This window comes from Kitasatospora sp. NEAU-69 (assembly GCF_057158765.1).
The window spans coordinates 37,286-59,823 of sequence record NZ_JBWXUE010000043.1; the positions used below are offsets into that span (position 1 = coordinate 37,286).

Annotated in this window: 20 protein-coding genes; 12 read left to right on the forward strand and 8 right to left on the reverse strand. The window is 72.3% G+C overall.

What is annotated here, in order from left to right:
• Positions 1–47 precede the first annotated feature (47 nt).
• Positions 48–1,154, forward strand: coding sequence for a winged helix DNA-binding domain-containing protein (locus AC060L_RS33110; RefSeq protein ID WP_483802678.1), 1,107 nt, complete (start codon positions 48–50; stop codon positions 1,152–1,154).
• Positions 1,155–1,217: 63 nt separating this feature from the next.
• Here AC060L_RS33110 and AC060L_RS33115 read toward each other — a convergent pair whose 3' ends face one another.
• On the reverse strand, positions 1,218–2,033 hold the full coding sequence (locus tag AC060L_RS33115; protein WP_483802679.1) for a helix-turn-helix domain-containing protein: 816 nt from the start codon (positions 2,031–2,033) through the stop codon (positions 1,218–1,220).
• 153 nt (positions 2,034–2,186) lie between these two features.
• Between AC060L_RS33115 and AC060L_RS33120 the strand changes: the two genes are divergently transcribed.
• Positions 2,187–2,603 (forward strand): SRPBCC family protein, encoded by a 417-nt coding sequence (locus AC060L_RS33120; RefSeq protein WP_483802680.1) that lies wholly within the window; start codon positions 2,187–2,189, stop codon positions 2,601–2,603.
• 63 nt (positions 2,604–2,666) lie between these two features.
• Here AC060L_RS33120 and AC060L_RS33125 read toward each other — a convergent pair whose 3' ends face one another.
• Positions 2,667–3,680 carry an ArsR/SmtB family transcription factor gene (locus AC060L_RS33125; RefSeq protein ID WP_483802681.1) on the reverse strand — a complete coding sequence of 338 codons (1,014 nt, stop codon included), beginning with the start codon at positions 3,678–3,680 and terminating at the stop codon, positions 2,667–2,669.
• A gap of 180 nt (positions 3,681–3,860) precedes the next feature.
• Here AC060L_RS33125 and AC060L_RS33130 point away from each other — a divergent pair, with 180 nt between their 5' ends.
• From AC060L_RS33130 to AC060L_RS33140, 3 genes are all read left to right on the forward strand, one after another.
• A complete protein-coding gene (locus AC060L_RS33130) occupies positions 3,861–4,703 on the forward strand; it encodes an isocitrate lyase/PEP mutase family protein (protein ID WP_483802682.1) in 843 nt (280 codons plus the stop codon).
• A gap of 355 nt (positions 4,704–5,058) precedes the next feature.
• A complete protein-coding gene (locus AC060L_RS33135; RefSeq protein ID WP_483802683.1) occupies positions 5,059–7,311 on the forward strand; it encodes a multicopper oxidase family protein in 2,253 nt (750 codons plus the stop codon).
• Positions 7,312–7,628: 317 nt separating this feature from the next.
• The gene (locus AC060L_RS33140; protein WP_483802684.1) at positions 7,629–8,759 is read left to right on the forward strand and encodes a metallophosphoesterase; all 1,131 of its coding nucleotides are present in this window, start codon (positions 7,629–7,631) and stop codon (positions 8,757–8,759) included.
• A 34-nt stretch (positions 8,760–8,793) separates the two neighbouring features.
• On the opposite strand, the gene AC060L_RS33145 is transcribed toward AC060L_RS33140, so the two are convergent.
• Positions 8,794–9,729, reverse strand: coding sequence for a LysR family transcriptional regulator (locus AC060L_RS33145; protein ID WP_483802685.1), 936 nt, complete (start codon positions 9,727–9,729; stop codon positions 8,794–8,796).
• A gap of 139 nt (positions 9,730–9,868) precedes the next feature.
• Here AC060L_RS33145 and AC060L_RS33150 point away from each other — a divergent pair, with 139 nt between their 5' ends.
• Positions 9,869–11,128, forward strand: coding sequence for an MFS transporter (locus AC060L_RS33150; RefSeq protein WP_483802686.1), 1,260 nt, complete (start codon positions 9,869–9,871; stop codon positions 11,126–11,128).
• A gap of 56 nt (positions 11,129–11,184) precedes the next feature.
• On the opposite strand, the gene AC060L_RS33155 is transcribed toward AC060L_RS33150, so the two are convergent.
• Positions 11,185–11,919: a TetR/AcrR family transcriptional regulator gene (locus tag AC060L_RS33155; protein ID WP_483802687.1), complete on the reverse strand. Its 735-nt coding sequence runs from the start codon at positions 11,917–11,919 to the stop codon at positions 11,185–11,187.
• A gap of 109 nt (positions 11,920–12,028) precedes the next feature.
• Between AC060L_RS33155 and AC060L_RS33160 the strand changes: the two genes are divergently transcribed.
• The gene (locus AC060L_RS33160) at positions 12,029–13,117 is read left to right on the forward strand and encodes an alpha/beta fold hydrolase (RefSeq protein WP_483802688.1); all 1,089 of its coding nucleotides are present in this window, start codon (positions 12,029–12,031) and stop codon (positions 13,115–13,117) included.
• 8 nt (positions 13,118–13,125) lie between these two features.
• Here the strand turns inward: AC060L_RS33160 and AC060L_RS33165 are convergent, their stop codons facing one another.
• Together AC060L_RS33165 and AC060L_RS33170 are read right to left on the reverse strand one after the other, a co-directional pair.
• A complete protein-coding gene (locus tag AC060L_RS33165; RefSeq protein WP_483802689.1) occupies positions 13,126–15,501 on the reverse strand; it encodes an ABC transporter permease in 2,376 nt (791 codons plus the stop codon).
• On the reverse strand, positions 15,498–16,190 hold the full coding sequence (locus AC060L_RS33170; RefSeq protein WP_483802690.1) for an ABC transporter ATP-binding protein: 693 nt from the start codon (positions 16,188–16,190) through the stop codon (positions 15,498–15,500). Before AC060L_RS33170 ends, AC060L_RS33165 begins: the two co-directional genes overlap by 4 nt.
• A gap of 222 nt (positions 16,191–16,412) precedes the next feature.
• Here AC060L_RS33170 and AC060L_RS33175 point away from each other — a divergent pair, with 222 nt between their 5' ends.
• The gene (locus AC060L_RS33175; protein ID WP_483802691.1) at positions 16,413–17,768 is read left to right on the forward strand and encodes a sensor histidine kinase; all 1,356 of its coding nucleotides are present in this window, start codon (positions 16,413–16,415) and stop codon (positions 17,766–17,768) included.
• Complete coding sequence (locus tag AC060L_RS33180) at positions 17,732–18,376, forward strand: response regulator transcription factor (protein ID WP_483802692.1); 645 nt, start codon at positions 17,732–17,734, stop codon at positions 18,374–18,376. Before AC060L_RS33175 ends, AC060L_RS33180 begins: the two co-directional genes overlap by 37 nt.
• Positions 18,377–18,461: 85 nt before the next feature.
• Here the strand turns inward: AC060L_RS33180 and AC060L_RS33185 are convergent, their stop codons facing one another.
• Complete coding sequence (locus AC060L_RS33185; RefSeq protein WP_483802693.1) at positions 18,462–18,905, reverse strand: hypothetical protein; 444 nt, start codon at positions 18,903–18,905, stop codon at positions 18,462–18,464.
• 116 nt (positions 18,906–19,021) lie between these two features.
• Here AC060L_RS33185 and AC060L_RS33190 point away from each other — a divergent pair, with 116 nt between their 5' ends.
• Positions 19,022–19,606, forward strand: coding sequence for a TetR/AcrR family transcriptional regulator (locus tag AC060L_RS33190; protein WP_483802694.1), 585 nt, complete (start codon positions 19,022–19,024; stop codon positions 19,604–19,606).
• Positions 19,607–19,637: 31 nt separating this feature from the next.
• Here the strand turns inward: AC060L_RS33190 and AC060L_RS33195 are convergent, their stop codons facing one another.
• Entirely contained in the window at positions 19,638–20,501 is an 864-nt protein-coding gene (locus AC060L_RS33195; RefSeq protein ID WP_483802695.1) for a DUF4232 domain-containing protein, read from the reverse strand.
• Positions 20,502–20,743: 242 nt separating this feature from the next.
• Between AC060L_RS33195 and AC060L_RS33200 the strand changes: the two genes are divergently transcribed.
• Together AC060L_RS33200 and AC060L_RS33205 are read left to right on the forward strand one after the other, a co-directional pair.
• A complete protein-coding gene (locus AC060L_RS33200; RefSeq protein ID WP_483802696.1) occupies positions 20,744–21,583 on the forward strand; it encodes a helix-turn-helix transcriptional regulator in 840 nt (279 codons plus the stop codon).
• 218 nt (positions 21,584–21,801) lie between these two features.
• Positions 21,802–22,464, forward strand: coding sequence for a DUF4097 family beta strand repeat-containing protein (locus tag AC060L_RS33205; protein WP_483802697.1), 663 nt, complete (start codon positions 21,802–21,804; stop codon positions 22,462–22,464).
• Positions 22,465–22,538 lie beyond the last annotated feature (74 nt).

The following is a 22,538-nucleotide window of genomic DNA, read 5'->3' on the forward strand; positions in this document are numbered from 1 at the left end:
GACCGCCGTCCGAGCCCCCGAGCGATCCACTCCCACGAAGGCAGGACATGACGCTGCTGCGCGCCAGAGCCCTCAACCGCGCCACTCTCGAACGCCAGTTGCTGCTCCGCCGCTGGGAACTGACCGTGCCGCAGGCCCTGGAACGCCTGGTCGGGCTCCAGGCGCAGACACCGCACACCTGGTACGTCGGGCTCTGGACCCGCCTGGCCGACTACAGGCCCGAGCCCACCGCGGATCTGCTCCGCGAAGCCGGCGTGGTGCGCATGGCGCTGATGCGCTCGACCATCCACCTGGTGACCGCCGCCGACTGCCTGTGGCTGCGGCCCCTGGTGGAGCCGGTCATCGAGCGCAGCACGATGGGCTCCTTCGGCCGCGACCTGGCCGGCCTGGACCGTACGGAGCTGGCCGGCGCCGGCCGCGAGCTACTCGGCGACAAGCCGCTGACCTTCAGCGAGTTGGGCCGGGCGCTGGCCCCGCGGTGGCCGGACCGCGACCCGGCCGCGCTGGCTCAGGCGGTCCGCGCGTCCGTGCCGCTGGTCCAGGTCCCGCCGCGTGGGCTGTGGGGCCGCAGCGGGAAGGCGGCGCACACCCCGGTGGAGGCCTGGCTCGGGCGCCCCGTCGAAACGGCGTCCGACGTACGGCAGTTGGTGCTCCGCTACCTGGCTGCGTTCGGGCCCGCGACCGTCCGCGACGTCCAGCAGTGGTGCGGGCTGACCCGGCTGGCGGAGGTCATCGACGAACTCCGGCCGCAGCTCCTGACCTTCCAGGACGAACAGGGCCGTGAGCTCTACGACCTGCCCGACGCGCCACGCCCGCACCCGGACACCCCCGCCCCGGTGCGCTTCCTCTACGACTTCGACAACCTGCTGCTCTCGCACGCCGACCGCAGCCGTGTCCTGACGGTGAGCTTCGCCGACCAGGGCTTCGCCGGAACCATGGAGATGCCCCGCGCGGTGCTCGTCGACGGCTTCGTCGCGGCGACCTGGAGGGTGGTCACGCAACGCGACACGGCGACGTTGACGGTGCGCCCGTTCCGGCGGCTGACGGCTGCCGAGCAGCAGGACATCGCCGCGGAGGGCACCCGTCTGCTCGCCTTCACGGCGGCGAAGGCGACGGTCCGGGACGTCGTGTTCGGGCCACCGCAGCCGGGCTGAGGGCCGGGCCCCCAGAGGCTTCCGCAGCGACCTGAGCCGTGAAGCTGTTCGAGTCGGCCGCGGTCAGCGCGGGGGCGCCAGGAGGCGTCGGAGCACCGCCGGCGTGTGGCCGAGGTGCCGGCGCATGGTCCGGGTCAGGTGGGCCTGGTCGGCGTAGCCGAGGTCGGCCGCGACGGCACCGAGGCTCCGCTCGCCGGCCTCCAGGCGGTCGAGGGCGCGGCCGATGCGAACGCGCTGGCGGTAGTGGGTCACCGAAACGCCGAGCTCGCGCGGGAACGCACGGCTCAGGAGGTACGGGGAGACACCGAGCAACTCGGCGAGCGAGAACAGCGTGTCCGAGGCGGGGTGTCCATCGGTGATCGCCTCGCGGGCGGCTGCTACGAGGCTCCTGCCGCGTGCGGCCGGCGTGCCGCCGAGCGGGGTCGGACCGGTCACGGTCCGGCTGACCGCCGTGGAGAGCAGGCCCAGCAGCTCCTCGGAGAGCGCGTAGTCGACATCGCCCGAGCCGGCGGCCGCGAGAACGCGACGGTGGGCCAGGTCGAGGCTCGGGTCCACGTACACCGTCTGCACGGGTGCCCCCGCAACGTCCCCGGCCAGGGAGCGCCACAGCTTCGGCGTCACGCTGATCGCCGTGCAGACGTCACCGCCCTCGGGGTGGGCGAAGCTCTCCTCCTCGCCCGGGACACCCAGGTAGGCCAGCGTCGCGTCGATGTCGGCGGGCACGCCGGCCGCCATCCTGCGGAACCGCCCACGGCGCACGAGCACCAGGCGGTAGTCACCGCGGACTTCCGGCGCCGACCAGCGAGTGTGGTCGTCGCGGCAGGTCACGGCACTGATGCCGAAGTCGGGACGGGTGACGACAGGAACGGCGGTGAGCACCTTTCGAACGCTACGTGCCCGGTCTGACAGCGGCGCAAGGATGTTCAAGACAGCAGCCTGCCGCGGGAAGCACGCTGACGGAGTGCAAGGGGCCGTTCCCTTCGTGTCCCGTCGCACCTCAGACCCACTGACTTGCAGAGAGAGGGCCGACCCATGGCATCCATCCACCGGGACATCCTGATCGACGACACTCCCGACAACGTCTGGGCGGCCGTCCGCGACTTCGGTGAGGTCCACGAACGCCTCGCGCCCGGCTTCGTCACCGATACCCGCGTCGAGGGCGACATCAGGATCGTGACCTTCGCGAGCGGCACCGTCGTGCACGAGCTGATCGTGGACATCGACGACGAGGCCCGACGCATCGCCTACGCGGTGGTCGGCGGTTCCCTGGAACCCAAGCACCACCATGCGTCCATGCAGATCACCAGCGACGCCGAGAACCGCAGTCACTTCGTCTGGATCATCGACGTGACGCCGGACAGCCTCGGGGAACCCATCGCCGAGATGGTCGACCAGGGACTCCGGGTGATCAAGCGCACCCTTGATCACCAAGCCGTCCCGCCCCACTGATCGTCAGCCTGCCGAGCAGGTTGTGCAGTTCTGCACCGGGACCATACGCGGGGACCGTCCTGATCAGGCCGGCTCGGCGTGCGGACCGGTCAGCAGGGCGTCCGCGAGCGGGGTGCGGGCGTACAGGACGGAACGGCCCGCTCGGTGGGCGGTGGCCAGGCCTGCCGTGCGCAGCGCTGTCAGGTGCTCGGAGACGCTGGGCGCGGAGAGGCCGGTGCGGACCGCGAGTTCGGTGGTGGACGCCGGAGCGTCGAGATCCGCGAGCAGCCGGGCCCGGGTCCGGCCCAGCACCCCGGCGATGGCCGAGCCGCGTTCCTCATCCCGGACGGGACGCTCCCACAGGGTGGCGATCCCGTCCGCCGGGTAGGCGATCTGCGGCGGAGCTTCGGGAACCGCCCGGGTCAGCAGGCAGGGCCAGGCGAAGGCCGAGGGGATCAGCAGCAGACCCGGGCCGGTTCCGGTGCGGGTGACGACGCAGGTCCGGCTGCTGAGGGTGAGCGTGTCGTCCTTCCAGCTCAGCGCCGGATGCAGTTCGTCGAGCACGCGACCGGTACCGTGCGCGGCGGCGAGCCGGGCCCGGCGGGCGATGTCCGTCTCCAACAACGCACGGATCCTGGCCCAGTAGGGCGCGACGGCGAGCTGCCAGTAGGTCTCGATCTCCTTCGCCAGCCGGGCCAGTCCGGCCTCGGGGTCGCGGCGCAGGGCGCGGGCTCCGGCGGGCAGCCGGCCGCCGTGGCACTCGGCGAGGCGGTCGAGATCGCGGTGGACCTCTTCGGCGGGCGTGGCCAGGAGCACCGACAGCTCCTCGGCCAGGGTGGGTGCGGGCGAGGCCGGCGTGGGGGTCAGGAAGTCCGGCAAGTAGCCGTCGGCCGGGACGAGTTCGGCCAGTCGCCCGCGGTCCGGGCCCGAGGAGGCGAGCCGGGGGCGCACCTGTGCGGCCCAACGGCGGTGCAACAGCGGCGTGTGGGCGGGATCAGCGGCCAGGGAGCGCAGGCCGGTGACGATCTCCCAGAGTGGGGAGATCGCGAAGCGGGTCTGGGCGAGATCCCCCGTCGAGAACACCAGGTCTGCCTGCACGGTCGCCTCCGAGGCACTGGGGAACGGGGAACAGAGAACGAGGAACAGAGAACGAGGAACAGGGAACGAGGGCCGAGGAACGGGCCAGGATTCGGCAGCAGCCTAATTCATGGAGCAGACAGCCTCGTTGGTCCCACCATGAGCGTGCACCACCACTCCTGATGCGAAGGCGGTTGTTCCATGTCTGTGCTCGTTGCTCCCGAAACCCGCTCGAAGGCGCTGCGTCTGCGCGCCCTGGCGGACTCGTCCGTACTGGTGCTGCCGAACGCGTGGGACGCGGGCAGCGCTGCGGTGATCGCCTCGGCCGGCGCCCGCGCCATCGCGACGACGAGCGGCGGTGTGTCCTGGTCGCTCGGCCATGGCGACGGCCAGCGAGCAAGCCGGGAGGCGATGGTCGAGGCAGCGCGCCGCGTCGTGGCGTCCGTCGAGGTGCCGGTGACCGTCGATGCGGAGGGCGGCTACGGCGCGGAACCCGAGGCGGTGGCGGCGACCGTCACGGCACTGATCGCGGCGGGCGCCGTCGGCCTGAACCTGGAGGACTCGCACGCGCCGGGCGGCCCGCTCTTCTCCGCGCAGGAACAGGCCGCACGGCTGCGCGCGGGGCGCGAGGCCGCGGCGGCTGCGGGCCTGCCGGAGTTCTGGATCAACGCGCGCACGGACGTCGTCCTCTTCGGCATCGGCGAGCCGCAGGGGCGACTCACGGACGTCGTCGAGCGCGCGCAGGCCTACGCGGCGGCGGGCGCGGACGGCATCTTCGTACCGGGGCTGCTCGATCTCGACGTCCTGCGCGAGCTGTGCGCCGTATCACCGCTGCCGGTGAACGCGATGCTGGTGGCGGGCGGCCCCACCGTCCAGGCGCTCTCCGCGGCCGGCGTCCGTCGCATCAGCGCCGGCACGGCGCTCGCCCAGTCCGCGTACGCCGCGGCGCACCGCGCCGCCGCCGAGCTCCTCGGGCCGGGCACGCTCGGCGCCCTGGACGGCGCTCTGCCGTACGGCGAACTGAACGGACTCTTCGGAGCCTGATCCCAGGCCGAATCCGGGATTCATGGAATCGCCACACCCGCCGATCTTCGGATGCTCTTTGCCGGGCCTTTCGTGACCCCGTTCCGCGCGGACAAACGGGGGAAACCGAGCGGCCGGCGGGCAGCGTGGCGGCGCCTTGGGCGAAGAGCCGCGATATACATGCTCTGCGCAGTCAGAATTCTTATGCCGCAAGGGAGTCACCAGCGGAGCCCTCTGCGATGTCTGCCATTTTCCTGGTTCGTCGCATTCGAGCGGCGCCCTGAAAATTCAGATAAAACGATACAGATCATCGGCGAATCATGAGCCCGACCAGCTTTCAGGCGAGTTATCGGGACAGCCTTCAGAAAGGCCTGCCATGTCGGAGAAAGAAAGCGGTGACCCGGCCGGCTCGGAACGGCTGAGCCGGCGACGGCTGCTCCTCGCGGGATGCCTCGGCGCCGCGTCCGTCACCACCCTCAACGGACTGGTCTTCGCCCAGCGGGCCGCGGCGTCGGTGCTGCAGCCGCAGACTCCGCTGCCGGGCGCGAGGATTCCGAAGTACGTCACCGCGCTGCCGACGTTCGGCGGGCAGCGGGTCGGCGCGTCCTCGATGACGACCTCGTTCGTCGAGTTCGCCCAACACGTGCTGCCGCCCTCGATGTATCCGGACGCGTACGCCGACGGCACCTGGGTGTGGGGGTACCAGGTCGCCGACCGGCCCGCGAGTTGGCCGGGGTGCACCGTCGAGGCGTGGGAGGGGCGCCCCACCACCGTCCGCTACGTCAACAAGCTGCCGGGGGTTGACGCCGGATCACGCGTGGCGCCGCTGCTCACGGTCGATCAGACCCTGCACTGGGCCGACCCGCTGAACCAGATGGGCTCCTGCGAGCCGTACCGCGGCCCGATCCCGGCCGTCGCGCACCTGCACGGCGGCGAGGTGCCCTCCACGGTCGACGGTGGGCCGCAGGCCTGGTTCACCTCCGCCGGCCAGCGCGGCTCCGGCTACGCCACCAGCGACCCGGCGGCGCCGGACGAGGCCGTCTACCGCTACCCGAACGCGCAGCCGGCGTCCACGCTGTGGTTCCACGACCACGCCCTCGGCGTCACCCGGCTCAACGTGTTCGCCGGGCTCGCCGCCTTCTACCTCGTCCGCGACCGGTACGACACCGGCCGAGCGGACAACCCGCTCGGGCTGCCGGCCGACCCGTACGAGATCGAACTCGCGATCCAGGACCGGCAGTTCGACACCAACGGGCAGCTACTCTTCCCGGACGGCTCGAATCCGGCCGCGGAGCTGGTGATCCCGCCACAGAACCCGGCCGCGCACCCGTTCTGGATCTCGACCTACCTCGGCGACGCGATGGTGGTCAACGGCCGCACCTGGCCGGTGCTCACCGTCGAGCCGCGCCGCTACCGCTTCCGCTTCCTCAACGGGTGCAACGCGCGCTACCTGTCGATGAGCCTCACCGACGCGCCGAACGCGGCCCGGCCCAACGCACCCTCCGCGGTGGCGCTCTGGCAGATCGGCACCGACGTCGGACTGCTCGACACCCCCGTGGAGCTCAACACGCCCGGCCAGGCGGATGCACTCCGGCTCAATCTCGCACCGGCGGAGCGTGCCGACGTCATCATCGACTTCTCCGGACTCGCCGGCAGCTCGCTGATCCTGACCAACACGGCGGTCCACTCGTTCCCCCTCGGCCCGGCGCCGGACCCGTCCGTGGACGGTCAGCTGCTGCGCATCGACGTGACCCTCCCGCTCTCCGGCCGGGACACCACGTACGACCCGGCGACCGGTGCACCGCTTCGCGGCGGTCCCGGGCGACCGGCCCCGATCGTCCGGCTCGCCGACCCCGGCAACGGCCGGGTCGCGCCCGGGGTGACCGTGCACGCCCACCGCCAACTCGTGCTCAACGAACCGGACACGGTGCCCTGCGCAGCGCCGCCCGAGGCCCGCGGGACGCTCATCGCGCTGGTCAACAACAGCATGTGGACCGGCCTGCGCGCCGGTAGCAGCACGCCGATCGAGGGCTCCCGGCGTGACCGGTACGGCCAGGGCCTCTGGCTGACCGAACTGCCGCGCGTCGGGAGCACCGAGGTCTGGGAGATCCTCAACACCTCGACCTTCGCCCACCCGATGCACATCCACCTGGTCGGCTTCCAGCTCCTCAACCGGCAGTGCGTCAAGGTCGACGACTATCTCGCCGCCTGGGCCGCGGAGTTCCCGGGTGGCCGCTACGAGGGACAGCTCTGCGACGGCACCCTGGGCGAGGTCGACTACGACCCCGGCACGGTCATCCCCGGCTACGGACCGCCCCGCGACTACCTCGCCCCGAACGCCGACGGCGCGCTCGGCGGCAACCCCGCCTTCAGCCGGTTCCTGACCGGCCCGGTGATCCCGCCGGACCCGAGCGAGGCGGGCTGGAAGGACACCGTCAACGCCGGTCCGGGACAGGTGACCCGGGTGATCGCCCGCTGGGCGCCCAGCACGACGCGGCTGGACGGCGTGGCACCGGGCGAGAACCGCTTCCCCTTCGACCCCACCGAAGGACCGGGCTACGTCTGGCACTGCCACATCATCGACCACGAGGACAACGAGATGATGCGCCCGTACGCACCGACGCGCTGACGCCCGTGCGCGCTGACATCCGTACACGCTGACGGCTGTACGCGCTGACGCCCGAGCCGCCCTGAGGCCGGGGCCCGGGCGTCGGCGGGACCCGGGCGTCGGCAACGGCCACCGTCTGGCGGATGATGGGGTCAGCAGACGTGAGGGGCGACGTGGTGACAGACAGCGGATCCGTCGGGTCGGAGTCGGACCTTCGGTTGGACCATGGGGGGCCGGAGGCCGTCCCGGCCGTCACCCGGCCTGAGGGCGGGGCAGCGCCCGGTACGGAGCCGGGTGAGCGCGCGAGGCCTCGGCGGTCCCTGTGGCGGCGGCTGGCCGTGGTCGTGCTCATCCTCCTGCTGCTGTGCCTGCCGCCCTGGTGGACGCTGTTCGCCGCCGGTGCCGACTGGCCGTCCCCGGTGCTCCCGGTCGGCACGGCCGTCCTCGCCGTCTGGCTGGTCTCCTTCCCCTTCCTGATGGTCGCCGGCCACGGGCGCCGGCGGAACGACCGGGCCGCCCGCGTCGCGGACACCAGCCTCGGCATGATCTGGGTGCTGTTCACCTGGTCGGTGCTGGGCGGCCTGGTGGACCTCGTGCTGGCCGGGCTCGACGTCGGCGGCGCCGGCCGGGCCAGGATCGTCGCCGTGGCCGTCGCGGTGATCTCGGCCGGGCTGCTGGCCTGGGGACACCACGAGGCGATGCGCGTGCCCCGGGTGAAGCGGCTGGACGTCCACCTCCCGCGGCTCGGCGGTGGCCTGGACGGGACCAGGGTCGTGGTGCTGGCCGACACTCACTACGGGCCGATCGACCGGGCGGCCTGGTCCGCGCGGGTGACCGAGGCGGTCAACGCGCTCGACGCGGACGTCGTGGTCCACGCCGGCGACATCGCCGACGGCACCCCCACCCAGCGCCGGGAGCAGTCGGCGCCGCTCGGCACGATCCGCGCGCGGCTGGCCAAGGTCTACGTCACGGGCAACCACGAGTACGGCAGCGAGGCCCAGGGCTGGCTGGACCGCATGGCGGAGCTGGGCTGGGACCCGCTGCACAACCGCCATGTCGTGGTGGAGCGCGGCGGGGACGCCCTGGTGCTCGCGGGCGTGGACGACGTGACCGCGGAGTCCTCCGGCCTGGCCGGGCACCGCGCGAACCTGGACGGCGCGCTGGCGGGGGCGGACCCGGACCGACCTGTGCTGCTCGTCGCCCACCAGCCCAAGTACGTCCCCCAGGCCGCTGCCGCCGGGATCGACCTGCAGATCTCGGGGCACACCCACGGCGGCCAGATCTGGCCGTTCAACTTCCTCGTCCGACTGGACCAGCCGGTGGTGCACGGCCTGAGCCGGCACGGGGAGCGGACCCAGCTCTACACCAGCCGGGGCACCGGCTTCTGGGGGCCGCCATTCCGGGTCTTCGCACCGAGCGAGATCACGCTGCTGACGCTGCGCTCGGGCGGCCCGTCACCCAGCGCGTAGCGTGGCGAGGCCGCCACCAGGCCCGGGATCTCCCTCAGCGCGGGATCACCCAGTCCGGCGCCCAGGTCCCGGCGGCGGCGTGGCCGGCCGTGGTGGCGGCGAGGTGGGCGCGGAGGGTGGCCAGCGCCGGGTGGGGGTTGTCCCGGTGCCACAGGAGCGAGTGCGGGTAGACGGGGGTCGGGTCGGTCACCGGGATGCGGCGCAGGCCGTGGCCGGCGGGCCAGACGAGCCTGGTCTGCTCGCTCATGAAGGTGGCCAGGGCCGGGGTGTCGGCAACGGTGTCGAGGAGCGCGTCGGAGCCGAAGTTGGGGCCGGTCGCCTCGATGGTGAGGCCGAACTCGGCGACGAGGTCGTCGTAGTAGGCCGCCCACTCGGTGCCGGGGACGATGCCGGGCATCCAGATCCGGTGCCCGACGAGCTGGGCGACGGTCACCGACCGGGCGCCCGCCAGCGCGTGGGCCGGGCCGGTGAGGAGCTGGAGCGCCTCGTCGAGCACCCGGACGGACTCGATGTCCTCGGGAAGCGGCCGGCCGGGCATCGCGACGGCGCGGAAGGACGCGTCGATCGCGCCCGAGCGGATGGCGCCGACGGCCGCCTCGACGTCGAACAGCATCACCACGTCGAGGGCGATCTCCGGGTGCGCGCGGTGGAAGCCGCGCATCAGGCCCGACGTCGCGCCGCGCGAGTTGATCACGTCCACCCGCAGTGGACGGCGGCCGGCGTGCACGGAGGCGGCGGCCCGCTCGGCGACGCGCAGCAGCTCGCGCGCGTGGGACAGGAACGCCTGCCCGTCGATGGTGAGCTCGGCGCCGCGCGGGGTGCGGGTGAACAACCGCACCCCGAGGTCGCGCTCCAGCGCGGCGATGCGCTTGGAGACGGCCTGCTGGGTGACCGACAGGTCGGCGGCGGCCTTCTGGAACTGGCCCGCATCCGCGACGGCGACATAGGTGCGTACGGCTTCGAGGTCCACGGCGATCCACCTTAGTGAACAACCGGTGGTTGTGGGTGGACGGCAGGGCAGTTGTTTGACCTGCCCTTGTGCCGCCCGGTTAGCTCTCCCCGGTCAACGCTGGTTTGTGCAGCCGGATCTTCGAGGGAGCGCGCCGGGCATGGTTGGCAGGAGGCCGTTGGGCCGGCAGTTCGGCTGGCTGTGGGCGGCGTACGCGGTGAGCGCCTACGGGTCAGGGCTGGGGTTCGGGGCCCTGCCGCTGATCGCCGTGCTGGTGCTGCACGCCGGCCCTGCCGAGGTGTCCGCGCTCTCCGCGGTGGGGCCGGCGGTGGGCGCGCTGATCGCGGTGCCGCTCGCGCCGTGGGTGGAGTTCCGGCGCAAGCGGCGGGTCATGATCGCGATGGACCTGACCCGGTTCGCCGCCATGGCGACGATCCCGGTCGCCTATGCCTTCGGCCGGCTCGGTTTCGTCCAGCTGCTCGTGATCTCGGCCGTGGTCGCAGCGGCCAAGATCGCGTTCAACGCGGCCAGCGGCGCCTACCTCAAGGCCCTGGTCCGCCCGGACGACCTGCTCGTGGCCAACGCACGGTTCGAGTCCACGAACTGGAGCTCCATCGCGATCGGGCCGCCGCTGGGCGGGGCGGCGATCGTCATGTTCGGGCCGGTCACCACCGTGCTGGCCGACGCGCTCAGCTACCTGCTCTCCGCGCTGGGCATCACCGCGATCCGCGGCCGCGAGGAGGCGCCGCAAGCCACCGATCGGAGCCCGCTCCGGGCGGGCGCCCTGCTCGACGGCTGGCGCCACATCATGGGCGACCCCGGCCTGCGGGCGCTCTACCTCAACAACATGCTCGTCGGCGGTCTGATCATGGCGACCGAGCCGGTGCTGGCCGTGCTGCTGCTGCGCCAGCTCGGGTTCCCGCCCTGGCAGTACGGGCTCGCCTTCGCCGTGCCCTGCCTCGGCGGACTCATCGGCTCCCGGCTGGCCCGGCGGTTCGTGACCCGCTACGGCCGGGACCGGGTCTTCCGGACCGTCGGCACGCTGCGTGTCGTCTGGCTGATCGGCCTGGCCTTCGTCCGGCCCGGCGTCGTCGGCCTGCTCACCGTGATGGCCGTCGAGCTGGCGATCATCATCAACATGAGCCTGTACGCCCCGGTGGTCGCCACCTACCGGCTCGAACGCACGCCCAAGCACCTCGTCGCCCGCGCCCTGTCGGCCTGGTCGATCGGGCAGCAGGCGTCCATCGCCGTCTTCACCGCGCTCGGCGGGCTGCTCGCCGACCACACCGGCCCCCGCACCGCCCTCACGGTCGCCGGGCTGCTCATCCTGGCCACCCCGCTGCTGCTCCCGCGGCGCGGCGAGACCTCCGCCCCGCCGCCGCTGCCGGACGTCGCCGCACCGGCCGGGACCGCTCCGTAGGCTCGTTCCGTAGACCGGGCGTCGCAGGTCAGGACGGACACCCCCGGACGGACCGCTCAGGACGGACTCTCGTCGCCACGGTCGATGAGTGCCTGGACCCCGTCGAGAATGCGGGCGAGGCCGAAGTCGAGCGGGTCGATCGCGGACGGCTCGAACGCACCCGCCGCGATGGCCTTGGTGAGGGCGGGGAAGCGGTCGGCGTGGCGGTGGAGCAGTTCGCCGGTGAGCCGGTTCCACTCGCGGTCGTGGTCCTCGTCGAAGTCGGTCAGCTGCTGGGCGAGGTTGCGCACCAGCCCGACGATCAGCAGGAAGACCTGGTGGCGCTCGGCGGCCGTCAGTCCGGTCGGTTCCATGATGGCGAGTGCGGCGTCCAGCCAGCCGAGCTGCCCCGGACCCATGGCCTGGCGGCGCATCGCGGTGGCCGCGAGGAGCCAGGGGTGGGCCTGGTAAACGGCGAGCGAGCAGCGGGCCCACGCGGCGATCCGGGCCTGCCAGGCGGGACCGACGGCCGTGAGGTCGGGGCGCTCGGCCAGAACGGCCTCGACCATCAGCTCGACGAGCTCCGCCTTGCCGGGCACATAGCGGTACAGCGCCATCGCCGAGACGCCGAACTCGGCGCCGACCTTGGTCATCGAGACGGCGTCCAGGCCTTCGGCATCGGCGAGGAGCACGGCGGCCTCGGCGATCCGCGCGGGGGTGAGGCTGGGCTTGGGGCCGCGGGTGGGCTGCTCCTGTTCGCCCCACAGCAGGGCGACGCTCGCGCGCAGGTCCCGCGTCTTCTCCTTGGCCATGTGGTCCTCCCTCTCCGGTGCTTGCGACGCGAGGGCGTTGACACCCCCACTAACTGTGTATACCTTAAACACAGCCGCTTACGGAATAAACAGTTTAGGGGAGAAGCTCATGCTCGGCACCATCGTCACCGCCTCCGCCGCAGTCGTCGCCGCCGCGCCCGTGGCCGGCCTGCTGGGCTACCGGCAGCTCAAGCGCACCGCCAACGCCAGGAAGCTCCGGATCAGCACGCCGAACGGCATCGACCAGGCCGGCTTCGTCCGCATCGGCGGCATCGACCAGTGGATCTCGATCCGCGGCGAGGACCGCAGCAACCCGGTGATCCTGGAGATCCACGGTGGCCCCGGCGCCGCCAACCGCATCTTCATCCCGCGCACCCGCGCCTGGGAGCGGCACTTCACCATCGTGCGCTGGGACATGCGCGGCGCCGACCGGACCTTCGGCCGCACCGGTCCGGACGGACAGGGTGAGATGGACCTGGAGCAGCTCCAGCGCGACGCCCTCGAGGTCACCGAGCACGTCCGCGCCCGGCTCGGCGTCGAGAAGGTCCTGCTGGTCGCCAACTCCTTCGGCACGGTCCTCGGGCTGCGGCTGGCCCGCAACCACCCCGAGCTGTACAGCGCCTACGTCGGCACCGACCAGAACATCAACGGCGGCGGTGGCGGCGACAACTCGGCCTACCAGGCGCTGCTGGAGCGGCTCCGCAAGGCGGGCAAGCGCAAGGAGCTGGCCGCCGCCACCGCGATGGGCGGCGACGCGTCGGCTTGGAGCGCCGAACAGTGGACGCAGTACAACAAGCTCGTGGTCACCTCCGACCCGCTGACCTACGACACGATGAAGACCGTCGTGATCCGCTCGCTCTGGTTCTCGCCGCTGCACACGCTGCGCGAGCTGCGCGGCTACCTCAAGGGCATGACCTTCTCCGAGCGCGTCGCGCCCGGGGCCGTGGCGATCGACGAGTGGGCCGAGGGCACCACGTTCCACCTCCCGTTCTTCGTCTTCCAGGGCGAGCACGACGTGATGACCCCGCCCGAGCCGGCCAAGCGGTTCTTCGACGACGTCACCGCCCCGGTCAAGGACTTCGCGCTCATCGAGGACGCCTCCCACTTCGCCGCCTTCCGCCACCCCGACCGGTTCCTCGACCTGCTGCTCACCAAGGTCCGCCCGGCCGTCACCGGCCGGCCGGCGATGGCCCGCTGAAGCCGGCGCTATTCGGTGCGCAGAGCGGTCGCGGTACTGGTGCGGGCGGCCCAGCTCGCCGGCAGCAAGGCGCCCAGGATGGCGATCACGAGGCCGCCCAGAGCCAGCGGGACGAGTGTGCCGAGGTGGTAGGCCGCGAGGTCGGCGGCGGGCAGGCGGGTTCCGGCGGCGCGGCCCATGGCGGGGATGACGGCGTGGTGCAGGGCGACGCCGAGCGGGGTGCCTATCAGGCCGGCCAGCAGGCCGATGCCGCTGACCGATGTGAGGACCATCGCGACGGTCTGCTTTGGGGACATCCCGAGGGCCTTGCAGACGCCCAGGTCATGGACGCGTTCGCGGGTGTCGAGCAGGACGGTGTTGAGGACCCCGAGACCGGCCACCGCCACCAGCATGGCGGTGAGCATCGCGGCCAGCGCGTCCATCGAGAGGATGGTCGGGTTGAAGAGCGGATGGAGGTCGTCCGGGCCGAAGCCGTAGGGCTTCAGTGCGGCGTCCAGCCGGTCCATGGCGTCCGGCACGGTGCTGCCGTGCTTCAGGCCGATCTCGTAGTCGACGCTCTGCGGATCGACCGGGGCGTCCAGTGCGGCGAGCGAGGCCGCCTCGGTGCGGATCACCATGCCGGACTCCGACATGTCGAAGGCCTCACCGACGATCCGGACCGAGGCCAGCCGGCCGCCGCCGTTGGTCAGGGTGAGCGTGTCGCCGACCTTCGTCCCGGTGGCCTGCAGGAAGGCGGAGGGGACGACGGCCTCGCCCGGGTGGTGGAACCAGCTGCCGGTGACCATCTGGTAGGCGCCCCAGGAGGCGTCGCCGTCGTAGCGGACGACCGTGGTCGGGCCGGCCAGGCCGACCACGGTGAGGGTGGCCCGGTCGGTGCGGAAGTACCGCTGGGTGCCGGGGCAGCCGGCGATCGCCGCCGCGATGGCGGGCAGTTCGGCGGCCTGCGGCTGATGACTGGTAGCGGCGGGGCCGAAGTCCGGCAGCGGCATGGCCGCGACCGCGCCGGGCCGTTCCCGGCCCATGCCGTCCGTGATGGAGTTCAACGAGATCGCCAGGCCCAGCCCGAAGGTCACCCCGACGGTGCCGAGCACCACGGCGGCGACCATGACGGCGGACCGCCCCGGCTTGGCGAAGGGAGTGGCCAGACCCAGACTGACCGGCCGTGGCAGCGGGAGCCGACCGAGCACCCGGCGGACCCCGCGACCACGCCCCGCGCTCGGCGTGCGGCCGACCGCGAGCGCCTCGACGGTCTGCAGCCGGCCGGCCCGCAGCGCCGGCACCAGCGCGGCGACGGCCACCACGGCCAGCCCGCCGACGGCGACGACGAGGTCGAGCCAGGGCGCGATCAGTTGCCCCGCACCGTTGCCGAACGCCCGGCCCGCCTTCGCCAGCACCGGCACCGCGGCCAGGTTGCCGAGCAGCACGCCGAGCGCGATGCCGACGCCGGCCGGGATCAGCGCCTGCCCGAGATACGCGCGGACCACCTGAGCCGGGGTGAAACCGACCGCCTTGAGGATGCCGATCCGCCGGGTCGCGGCGCCGACCGATCCGCTCACCACGATGCCGATGATCAGCACCGACATGACCAGGCCGATCACCGCGAAGGCGACCACGAACGGTACGAAGGTGGCGGTGTTCTTGTCCGCGGCCACCTTGATCGTCAGGTAGGAGGCGGCGCCGATCATCGACCCCGGTGGGACGGCGGCGGCCAGCGCGGTGCGGTCCGCGTTCAGCTGGGCGTCGTCACCGGCGCGGGCGAAGCGGTACAGCTCCTGGTAGCCGGCCGCGGTGGCCGGGGTGGTCAGCGCGGCCAGTTGCTCGGGGGAGACCCAGGCGTCGGCGCTGTGCCCCGCGGACCGCGCCAGGCCGACGACGGTGAGCACCGGCTGCCCCGGCGCGGCCGGGAAGCGAAGCTTGTCACCCACGCCCAGCGGAGTGTTGAAGTCGCTCAACACGATCTCTCCCGGCCGGGTGGACCAGTGGCCGGCGGTGACCGTCAGATCGTCCACCGGGCCGCCGGGATCGGTCCGGCCGACGACGTCGAGCGGCGGATTCGCCAGGCCGGCCGGCAGTCCGGCGCTGTCGGACTCGATCGCGGAGCCGAGCGAGGCGATCGGGTACGGGCCGGCCACCGCCGTGACGCCGGAGACGTGGGCGGTATCGGCCAGTTGAGCGGCACCGACCCGCGTGGAGTCGAAGCGGCCGGTCAGCTGGGCGCCGCGCTGTGCGGCGAAGCCCTGATCGAAGGAGGCGTGCGCGGACACCAGCAGCCCGCCGCCCAGCAGTGCGGCGGTGACGGCCATCATCGTGGTGAGCATCATGACCAGGCTCTGCACCCGGCGACGGCCGACGCCGGCCCGAACCACCTTGCCGAGACTGCTCATCGGGCCACCGCCACGGTGACATCGCGGGCGATCCGGCCGTCGGCGAGCTCGATGACGCGGCCGGCGCAGGCCTCGGCGAGCGAGGTGTCATGGGTGACCAGCAGGATGGTCTGGCCGGCGGCATTGAGCTCGATGAGCAGCTCGCGCACGTCTGCCGCCGAGGCGGTGTCCAGCGCGCCGGTCGGCTCGTCGGCCAGCAGCAGGGGCGGGCGGTTCATCAACGCCCTCGCCACCGCCACGCGTTGGCGCTCGCCACCGGAGAGCCGGCCGGGGAAGGCGCGGGCGTGCCGGGCGATCCCGAGCTGCTCCAGCAGTTCGGCCGCCCGGCTGCGGGCCTGGCCGGCCGGCATCCCGGCGAGCTGGGCGGGAAGCAGCACGTTGTCCTGGACCGTCAGGTCGTCCAGCAGGTTGAAGAACTGGAAGACCATGCCGATCCGCTCCCGCCGGTACTTCGCGGAGCCGGCCTCGGTCAGCCGATCGATCCGCAGGCCGTCCACCGTGACCGTGCCCTCGGTCGGCCGGTCCAGCCCCGCGATCAGGTTGAGCAGCGTGGACTTGCCGCTGCCCGAGCGGCCGAGCACCGCCAGCGCCTCACCGGCCCGGACCTCGAGATTCAGCGCGGACAGCGCCGGGCGGCCACTGTCGTAGGTCTTGCTCACATCGCGGATCTCGATGATCGGCGCGGTCACGGTGTCCTCCACGGATCGGCCTGGGAATCAGTCTGGGAATCGGTCTGACGAACAGTGATCACGCTAGGTAGCGAGCGGTGCGCGGGGACAGATGGCTGGGCGGTGTCTCGGGGTGTATCTACGTACACCCCCGGAAACGGGGTCCAGCGCCCTGTGCGTCCGCCGGGCGACCCGGAAGACTGGCACCGGCAGCGATGGAAACCCAAGGGAGGAGAACCAGCGGTGAGCGGTAGCAGGACGGCACTGGCCGGCCGGGCCCGACGGCAGCGGCCGTTCGGCTGGGTCGGCGCGGGGGTGTCCGCGCTCGGGCGCGGGTCGGCGCTCTGCGCGCTGGCGTCGGCGGGCACCATCCCCCTGGCGGCGATGCTCAGCGCGGTGCACGCCCTCCTGAACGACGGCACCAGAAGCGTCACCATGCACGGGCCGTACCACATCTGGGGCGTGCTGGCCCTGGTCATGCTCAGCCTGACGCTGGGGCGCACGCGGTGGTTGATGCGGCACACGAGGCGGTTGGTCGGGAGGTGGTGCGCAGTGGCGATCGCCGAACCGTACCGACCCGCGCCGACGGGTGATCAGGTCAGCCGGTGGCGGCGGGCCGGCTGGGTGCTGGGTGATCCGGCGACGTGGCGGGACCTGCTGTGGACCGGGCTCAACGCGGTCGGCGGGTTCCTCCTGGTGCTGGTGCCCGTCGGGATGCTGGCGGTCCACGCCCGCGGCTACCTGTTGCTCACGCGCTCGGGCGGTCCGTCGATCGGGCCGATGTACGGCCTGTTGCACTCGGACCGGGTGGTGTTCAGCGTGACCGTCCTGCTGCTCCTGCTGGCATCGGCCACAGTGCTGTGGGCCGCGCCGCGGCTGCTGACGGGCTACGGCCGACTGGCAGGCCTCCTGCTCGGGCCCACGCGGGAGGCCCAACTCGCCTGGCGAGTCAATCACCTGGCGGAGACGCGGTCCGCCACCATCGACAGCGGCGCGGCCGAGATGCGCCGGATCGAACGCGACCTGCACGACGGCGCCCAGGCCCGGCTGGTGGCGATGGGCATGACGCTGAACGCCGCCGAGCAGCTCTTCGACTCCAGCCCGCAGGCGGCCCTGGCGCTGCTGACCGAGGCCAAGGAGTCCTCGGTCAAGGCACTGGCCGAACTACGCGACCTGGTCCGCGGAATCCATCCGCCCGTGCTGGCCGACCGCGGCCTGGTAGACGCGGTGCGCGCGCTGGCGCTGGACCTGCCGCTGCCCACCCAGGTGGACGGCACCCTGCCGGCCCGCCCGCCGATGCCGGTGGAGTCGGCGGCCTACTTCGCCGTCAGCGAGCTGCTGACCAACGTCTCCAAGCACGCGGGCGCCGCGAGGGTCTGGATCGAGATCCGCCATACTGGCGAGGTGCTCAGGGTCAGTGTCACCGACGACGGCCGCGGTGGCGCCGACCCCTCCCGCGGCACCGGACTGCGCGGCATCGACCGGCGGCTCGCCCCGTTCGACGGCGTACTCGCCCTCAGCAGCCCGCCCGGCGGTCCGACCATCACCTCACTGGAGATCCCGTGCGCGTTGTCATCGCCGAAGACCTCTTCCTCCTGAGGGACGGCCTGACCCGACTGCTCCAGGCCCACGGCATGACGGTGATTCAGGCCGTCGAGACCGGAGCGGAGTTGCTCGACGCGGTGGCCACCGGGCAGCCGGACGTCCTGATCGTGGACGTCCGGCTGCCGCCGACCTTCACGGACGAGGGCCTGCGAGCTGCGCTGGAGGCCCGCCGGAGCGTGCCCGGCCTGCCGGTCCTGGTCCTCTCGCAGTACGTGGAGCAGCTGTACGCACGGGAGTTGCTGGCCGACGGCAGCGGCGGGATCGGGTACCTGCTGAAGGACCGGGTGATGGACAGCACGCAGTTCGTCGACGCCGTGCGCCGGGTGGCGGCCGGCGGCACCGCGATGGACCCGGAGGTGATCGCCCGCTTGCTCACCCACAACTCCGGCAACGGCGCGGTGACTTCGCTCAGCCCGCGGGAGCGCGAGGTGCTCGGGCTGATGGCGGAGGGCCGTTCCAATGCCGCGGTAGCCCAGCAACTGGTGATCACCGAGCGGGCGGTGGCGAAGCACACCGCCTCGATCTTCCTGCGGCTGGGCCTGCAGCCCTCGGACGACGACAACCGGCGGGTGCTCGCGGTGCTCGCCTACCTCAACCGCTGAGCGGGCCGGGCGGGGCCTACGACCGCGGGCCGCGGGCGTCGGCCCCAGCTCCGACTCCGGCCCCGACTCCGGCCTCGGCCTCGGCTCAAGCCCCGGTTCCGGCCGCGCTTCCGGCCGCGGCGGTGATCGCGGCGATCAGGTCCTCGCCGGTGTAGGCGATGCCGCCGAGGCCCCAGCCGCCGTCCGGTGCGTTGAAGATGTTGACCCAGGTGTTCTGCCGGTCGTGTCCGGCGACGGTCAGCGCGTCGACGATGTCGGTCGCGGCGGCGATGAAGGCGGCGCGGGCCTGGATCGTGTTCAGGCCGATGTTGGGCAGCTTCAGTTCGACCATGACGACGGGTCGCTTCACCCCGCCGGCGTAGACGTCCTCGGGCGCCAGGACGTGGACGGTGCCGCCGACGGCCGCGGTGAAGAAGCTGTTGCCGGTGAGTCCGCCGGCCTCGATCAGCGCTGCGGTCAGCTGCGGCAGGATCTCGCGCTCTCCGGTGGCGGTGAGGACGCCACGCGGGGCGGTGACGGTGATCGGCATGGGAGTTTCCCTTCAGCGAGCGATGCTGCGGTCAACAACTAGCTAGTACGTCCGTACTAGTGCTGACTCCAGCGTGCAGTAGGATGCCCGTACTAGTCAAGGTGGGAGGCTTCGGAATGTCGGGCGACACGCGGACCCGGATGATCGAGGCGACGGTGGAGGCACTGCGCCACCACGGCGTCGCCGGCATGTCGTTCACCGAGGTGCTGCGCAACAGCGGCGCCGCGCGCGGGGCGATCTACCACCACTTCCCCGGCGGCAAGGCCCAGCTGGTCGCGGAAGCCGCCGAGCGCTACGGGCACGACGTCCGCGCCCGGCTCGCCGAACTGCCGGACGGGAGCCCGCAGCGCGTCGTCGAGGCCTTCCTGGCGGGCGTGCGGCCCGTCGTCGAGGAGTCGGCCGGTGGTGGCGGCTGCGCCGTCGCGGCCGCGACCGTCGGCACCGACGAGGCGGACGAGACGCTCAAGCAGGTCGTCGCCACCGCGTTCGCCTCCTGGAACGAGCAGCTCGCCGAGCGGCTCGGCACCGGCGGCCTCGCACCCGACGAGGCCGCGGACCTGGCCACGACGCTGATCACACTGCTGCAGGGCGCCCATGTGCTGTGCCGCGCCGCAGGCAGCATCGAGCCTTTCGACCAGGCCGCGCGGATGGCCGTCCAACTCCTGCGCGGCCGCTACCCCGAGCCGCCGCAGTCCGCGTAACCCGACAGTCCAACACGCCTGTGGCGGACCGTCAGCCGGCCGGGTTCGCGTCGGCCGAGGCGTCGGCGATCGTGTCCGAGTACCTGCCCAGGAACGGCGACTTGACGTACGGGTTACCCGGGCTACCGCCCTGCTCGGTGATCGCCGTGTTGACCGTGTAGGCGTTCGGCAGCTTGGTGCTCGCGATGACCGAGAGCTCGTTGTACTGGCGACTGGCCCCGGCGGTGCTGTGGCTCGGGTCGAGGTCGATGACGGCGTACGCGGTGTGGCCGGCCTCCAGCGGGTAGCCCTGCCCGTCGCCGAGGTTGTTCGACACCGCCGGCTGCACGGTCTGCACCGGACCGCTGCCACCGCCGACGGTGCTGCTGTTGTCGATCGCCACCAGCGGGTAGAAGCTCAGGCCGCACGCGGTGCTGCCGGTGTTGCTGACCTGGATCAGCCGCTTCGTCGCGCCCAACTGCGCGTCGTAGACGGACTTGACACTCACCTGCTCGCCGGCGCAGGGGTGCGCGTAGGCGTACGCGTCACTGGAGGTGTCGGCTCCGGCGCTGCTCTTGGCGCTCCCCGCGGCCGCGGGCGAAGCCGTGCGCGAGGCACTCGGCCGGCCGGTGCTGGTCGGCGCCGACGGCTGCACCGCCGTGCGGGACGGCGCGGGCGCGGCGGGGCGCGACGCCGCAGGGCTGCCGGCGGCGCTGCCAGCGGCGCTACCCACCGGGCTCCCGGCCGGGGAGACGGCCGCGGCCGGGGTGACCTGGGTGGTACCACCCGCGGCGGCGGCCGTGCCGCCGGTGCTACCGGTGCTGCCCGCGCCGCCACAGGCGGTCAGCGCGAGCGCCGCCGCGGCGGTGAGCACCGTGAACGGCAGGATGCGGCGAGCGGTGCGGCGGGTGGTCATGTGCTCCCCCTGGAGGCGTCTGCGGAAAGGTCGTTCCTGTGCTCACTACACGACGTGATCCGCACGGCCGGTTTCCCGACCTGCGTAACAAAGCCCGTTACAGACGGCGGGGCTGATCCCCCGCCAGCGGTTCGCGGGCGAGGCACGGGGGTGAGGTACGCGGGTGAGGTGCCCGCCCGCACCCGGATTCCTGGCACTGCCAGTACCAGGACGATCCGTGCCACCCGGTGCACAGTGGTGTCATGGCGACCACGGAGTTCGGGCACACGGTGCGACGCTGGCGCGAGCGGGCCTCCCCGGAGACCGCCGGGCTGCCCGTCGGCGGTCACCGTCGCGCGCCCGGGCTGCGCCGCGAGGAGCTCGCGCTGCTCGCGGGCGTCTCGGTCGATTACGTCACCCGGCTCGAACAGGGCCGGGCGACCAACCCGTCCGAGCAGGTCGTCGAGGCGCTGGGCCGGGCGCTGCGGGTCTCCGGGATCGAGCGCGAGCATCTCTTCCACACCGCCGGTCTGGTACCGCCCGGTCAGGGCACCGTGCCCGCGTACATCACACCGAGCGTGCAGCGGATGCTCGACCGGCTGACCGGGACGCCGGTGGCGGTCTCCGACGCGAGCTGGACGCTGCTGCTGGCCAACCCGCTGTACACGGCGCTGATGGGCGAGCGCCGCGGCAAGGAGCGCAACTCGGTGTGGAACAACTTCCTCGGTTCGGGCACCCGAGTGCGCCACAGCCCGGAATCCCAGCGCGCACTCGAAATCACCCAGGTCAGCGCGCTGCGCACGGCGGCCGGCCGGTATCCGGCGGACCTGCGACTGCGGCAGCTGATCGCGGAACTGCGCACCGGCAGCGAGCGGTTCGCCGAGCTCTGGGACTCCGGCGCGGTGGGCCGGCAGCGGGCGTCACGCAAGACCGTCGACCATCCGCAGGTCGGCACCCTGACGCTGGACTGCGACGTGCTGAGCGTTGCGGGCAGCGACCTGAGCATCATCGTCTACACGGCCGAGCCCGGCACCGAGGACGCCGAACGACTCGCGCGCCTCGCCGTGCCGGCCGCCCGCACGCTCGTCGGGCCGCGACCCTGAGGCAGGCGGCGCCCGGATGCCGCCCGGATAGCGTTCAGCTGCAGCTCAATGCAACGAAGAGCGTGAGTATCGTTGCATTGCTCGCAGATCCATTGCAATGATTATGCCGCCTTCACCTGCACTGATACGGATTCTGCGCAACATGCTTGTTGCCAGCTCTATGAATGCAACGTAGCGTTTGCGTTGTCAGAAACGAGCAGCGCACAAGGAGAAGCATCATGCTGAAGTTCGCCACCCCCGCCCCGATCGCCGCCGTCCTGAACGTCCCCGCGGGGCGCGTCCGGTTCATCGCCGCCGATCGGGCCGACACCACGATCGAGGTCCTGCCCGCGAACGCCTCGAAGGGCCGCGACGTCAACGCGGCGGAGCAGACCACGGTCGAGTACGCCGACGGCGTCCTGCGGATCGAGGTCCCCACCAAGAACCAGTACTTCGGGCCCAGCGGAGCCATCGAGGTAACCGTCCAACTGCCCACCGGCTCCGGCGTCAAGGCGAAGGCGGCCAGCACCGAACTCCGGGCCGTCGGCCGCCTGGGCGACGTCGAATTCGACGGCGCGTACCACCAGATCAAGATCGACGAAGCCGCGAGCCTGCACCTCACCGCGGTGGACGGCGACGTCGAGATCGGCCGGCTCGGCGGCCCCGCGCAGATCAGCACCGCCAGGGGCGACATCCGCATCACCGAGGCCCTGCGCGGAAGGGTCGTGCTCAGCACCCAGTCCGGCGACATCACCGTCGGCGCCGCCGCCGGGGTCTCCGCCGCCCTGGACGCCGGCACCGGCCACGGCCGCATCAGCAACGCCCTCAAGAACGACGGCACCACCGAACTCGACATCACCGCGACCACTCCGCACGGCGACATCACCGCCCGCAGCCTCTGAGGGGTCCGCGATCCTGCCGAGGCATGACCCTGAAAACGCTTTCGCCCCGTCGCAGCAGCGGCGGGGCGAAACAG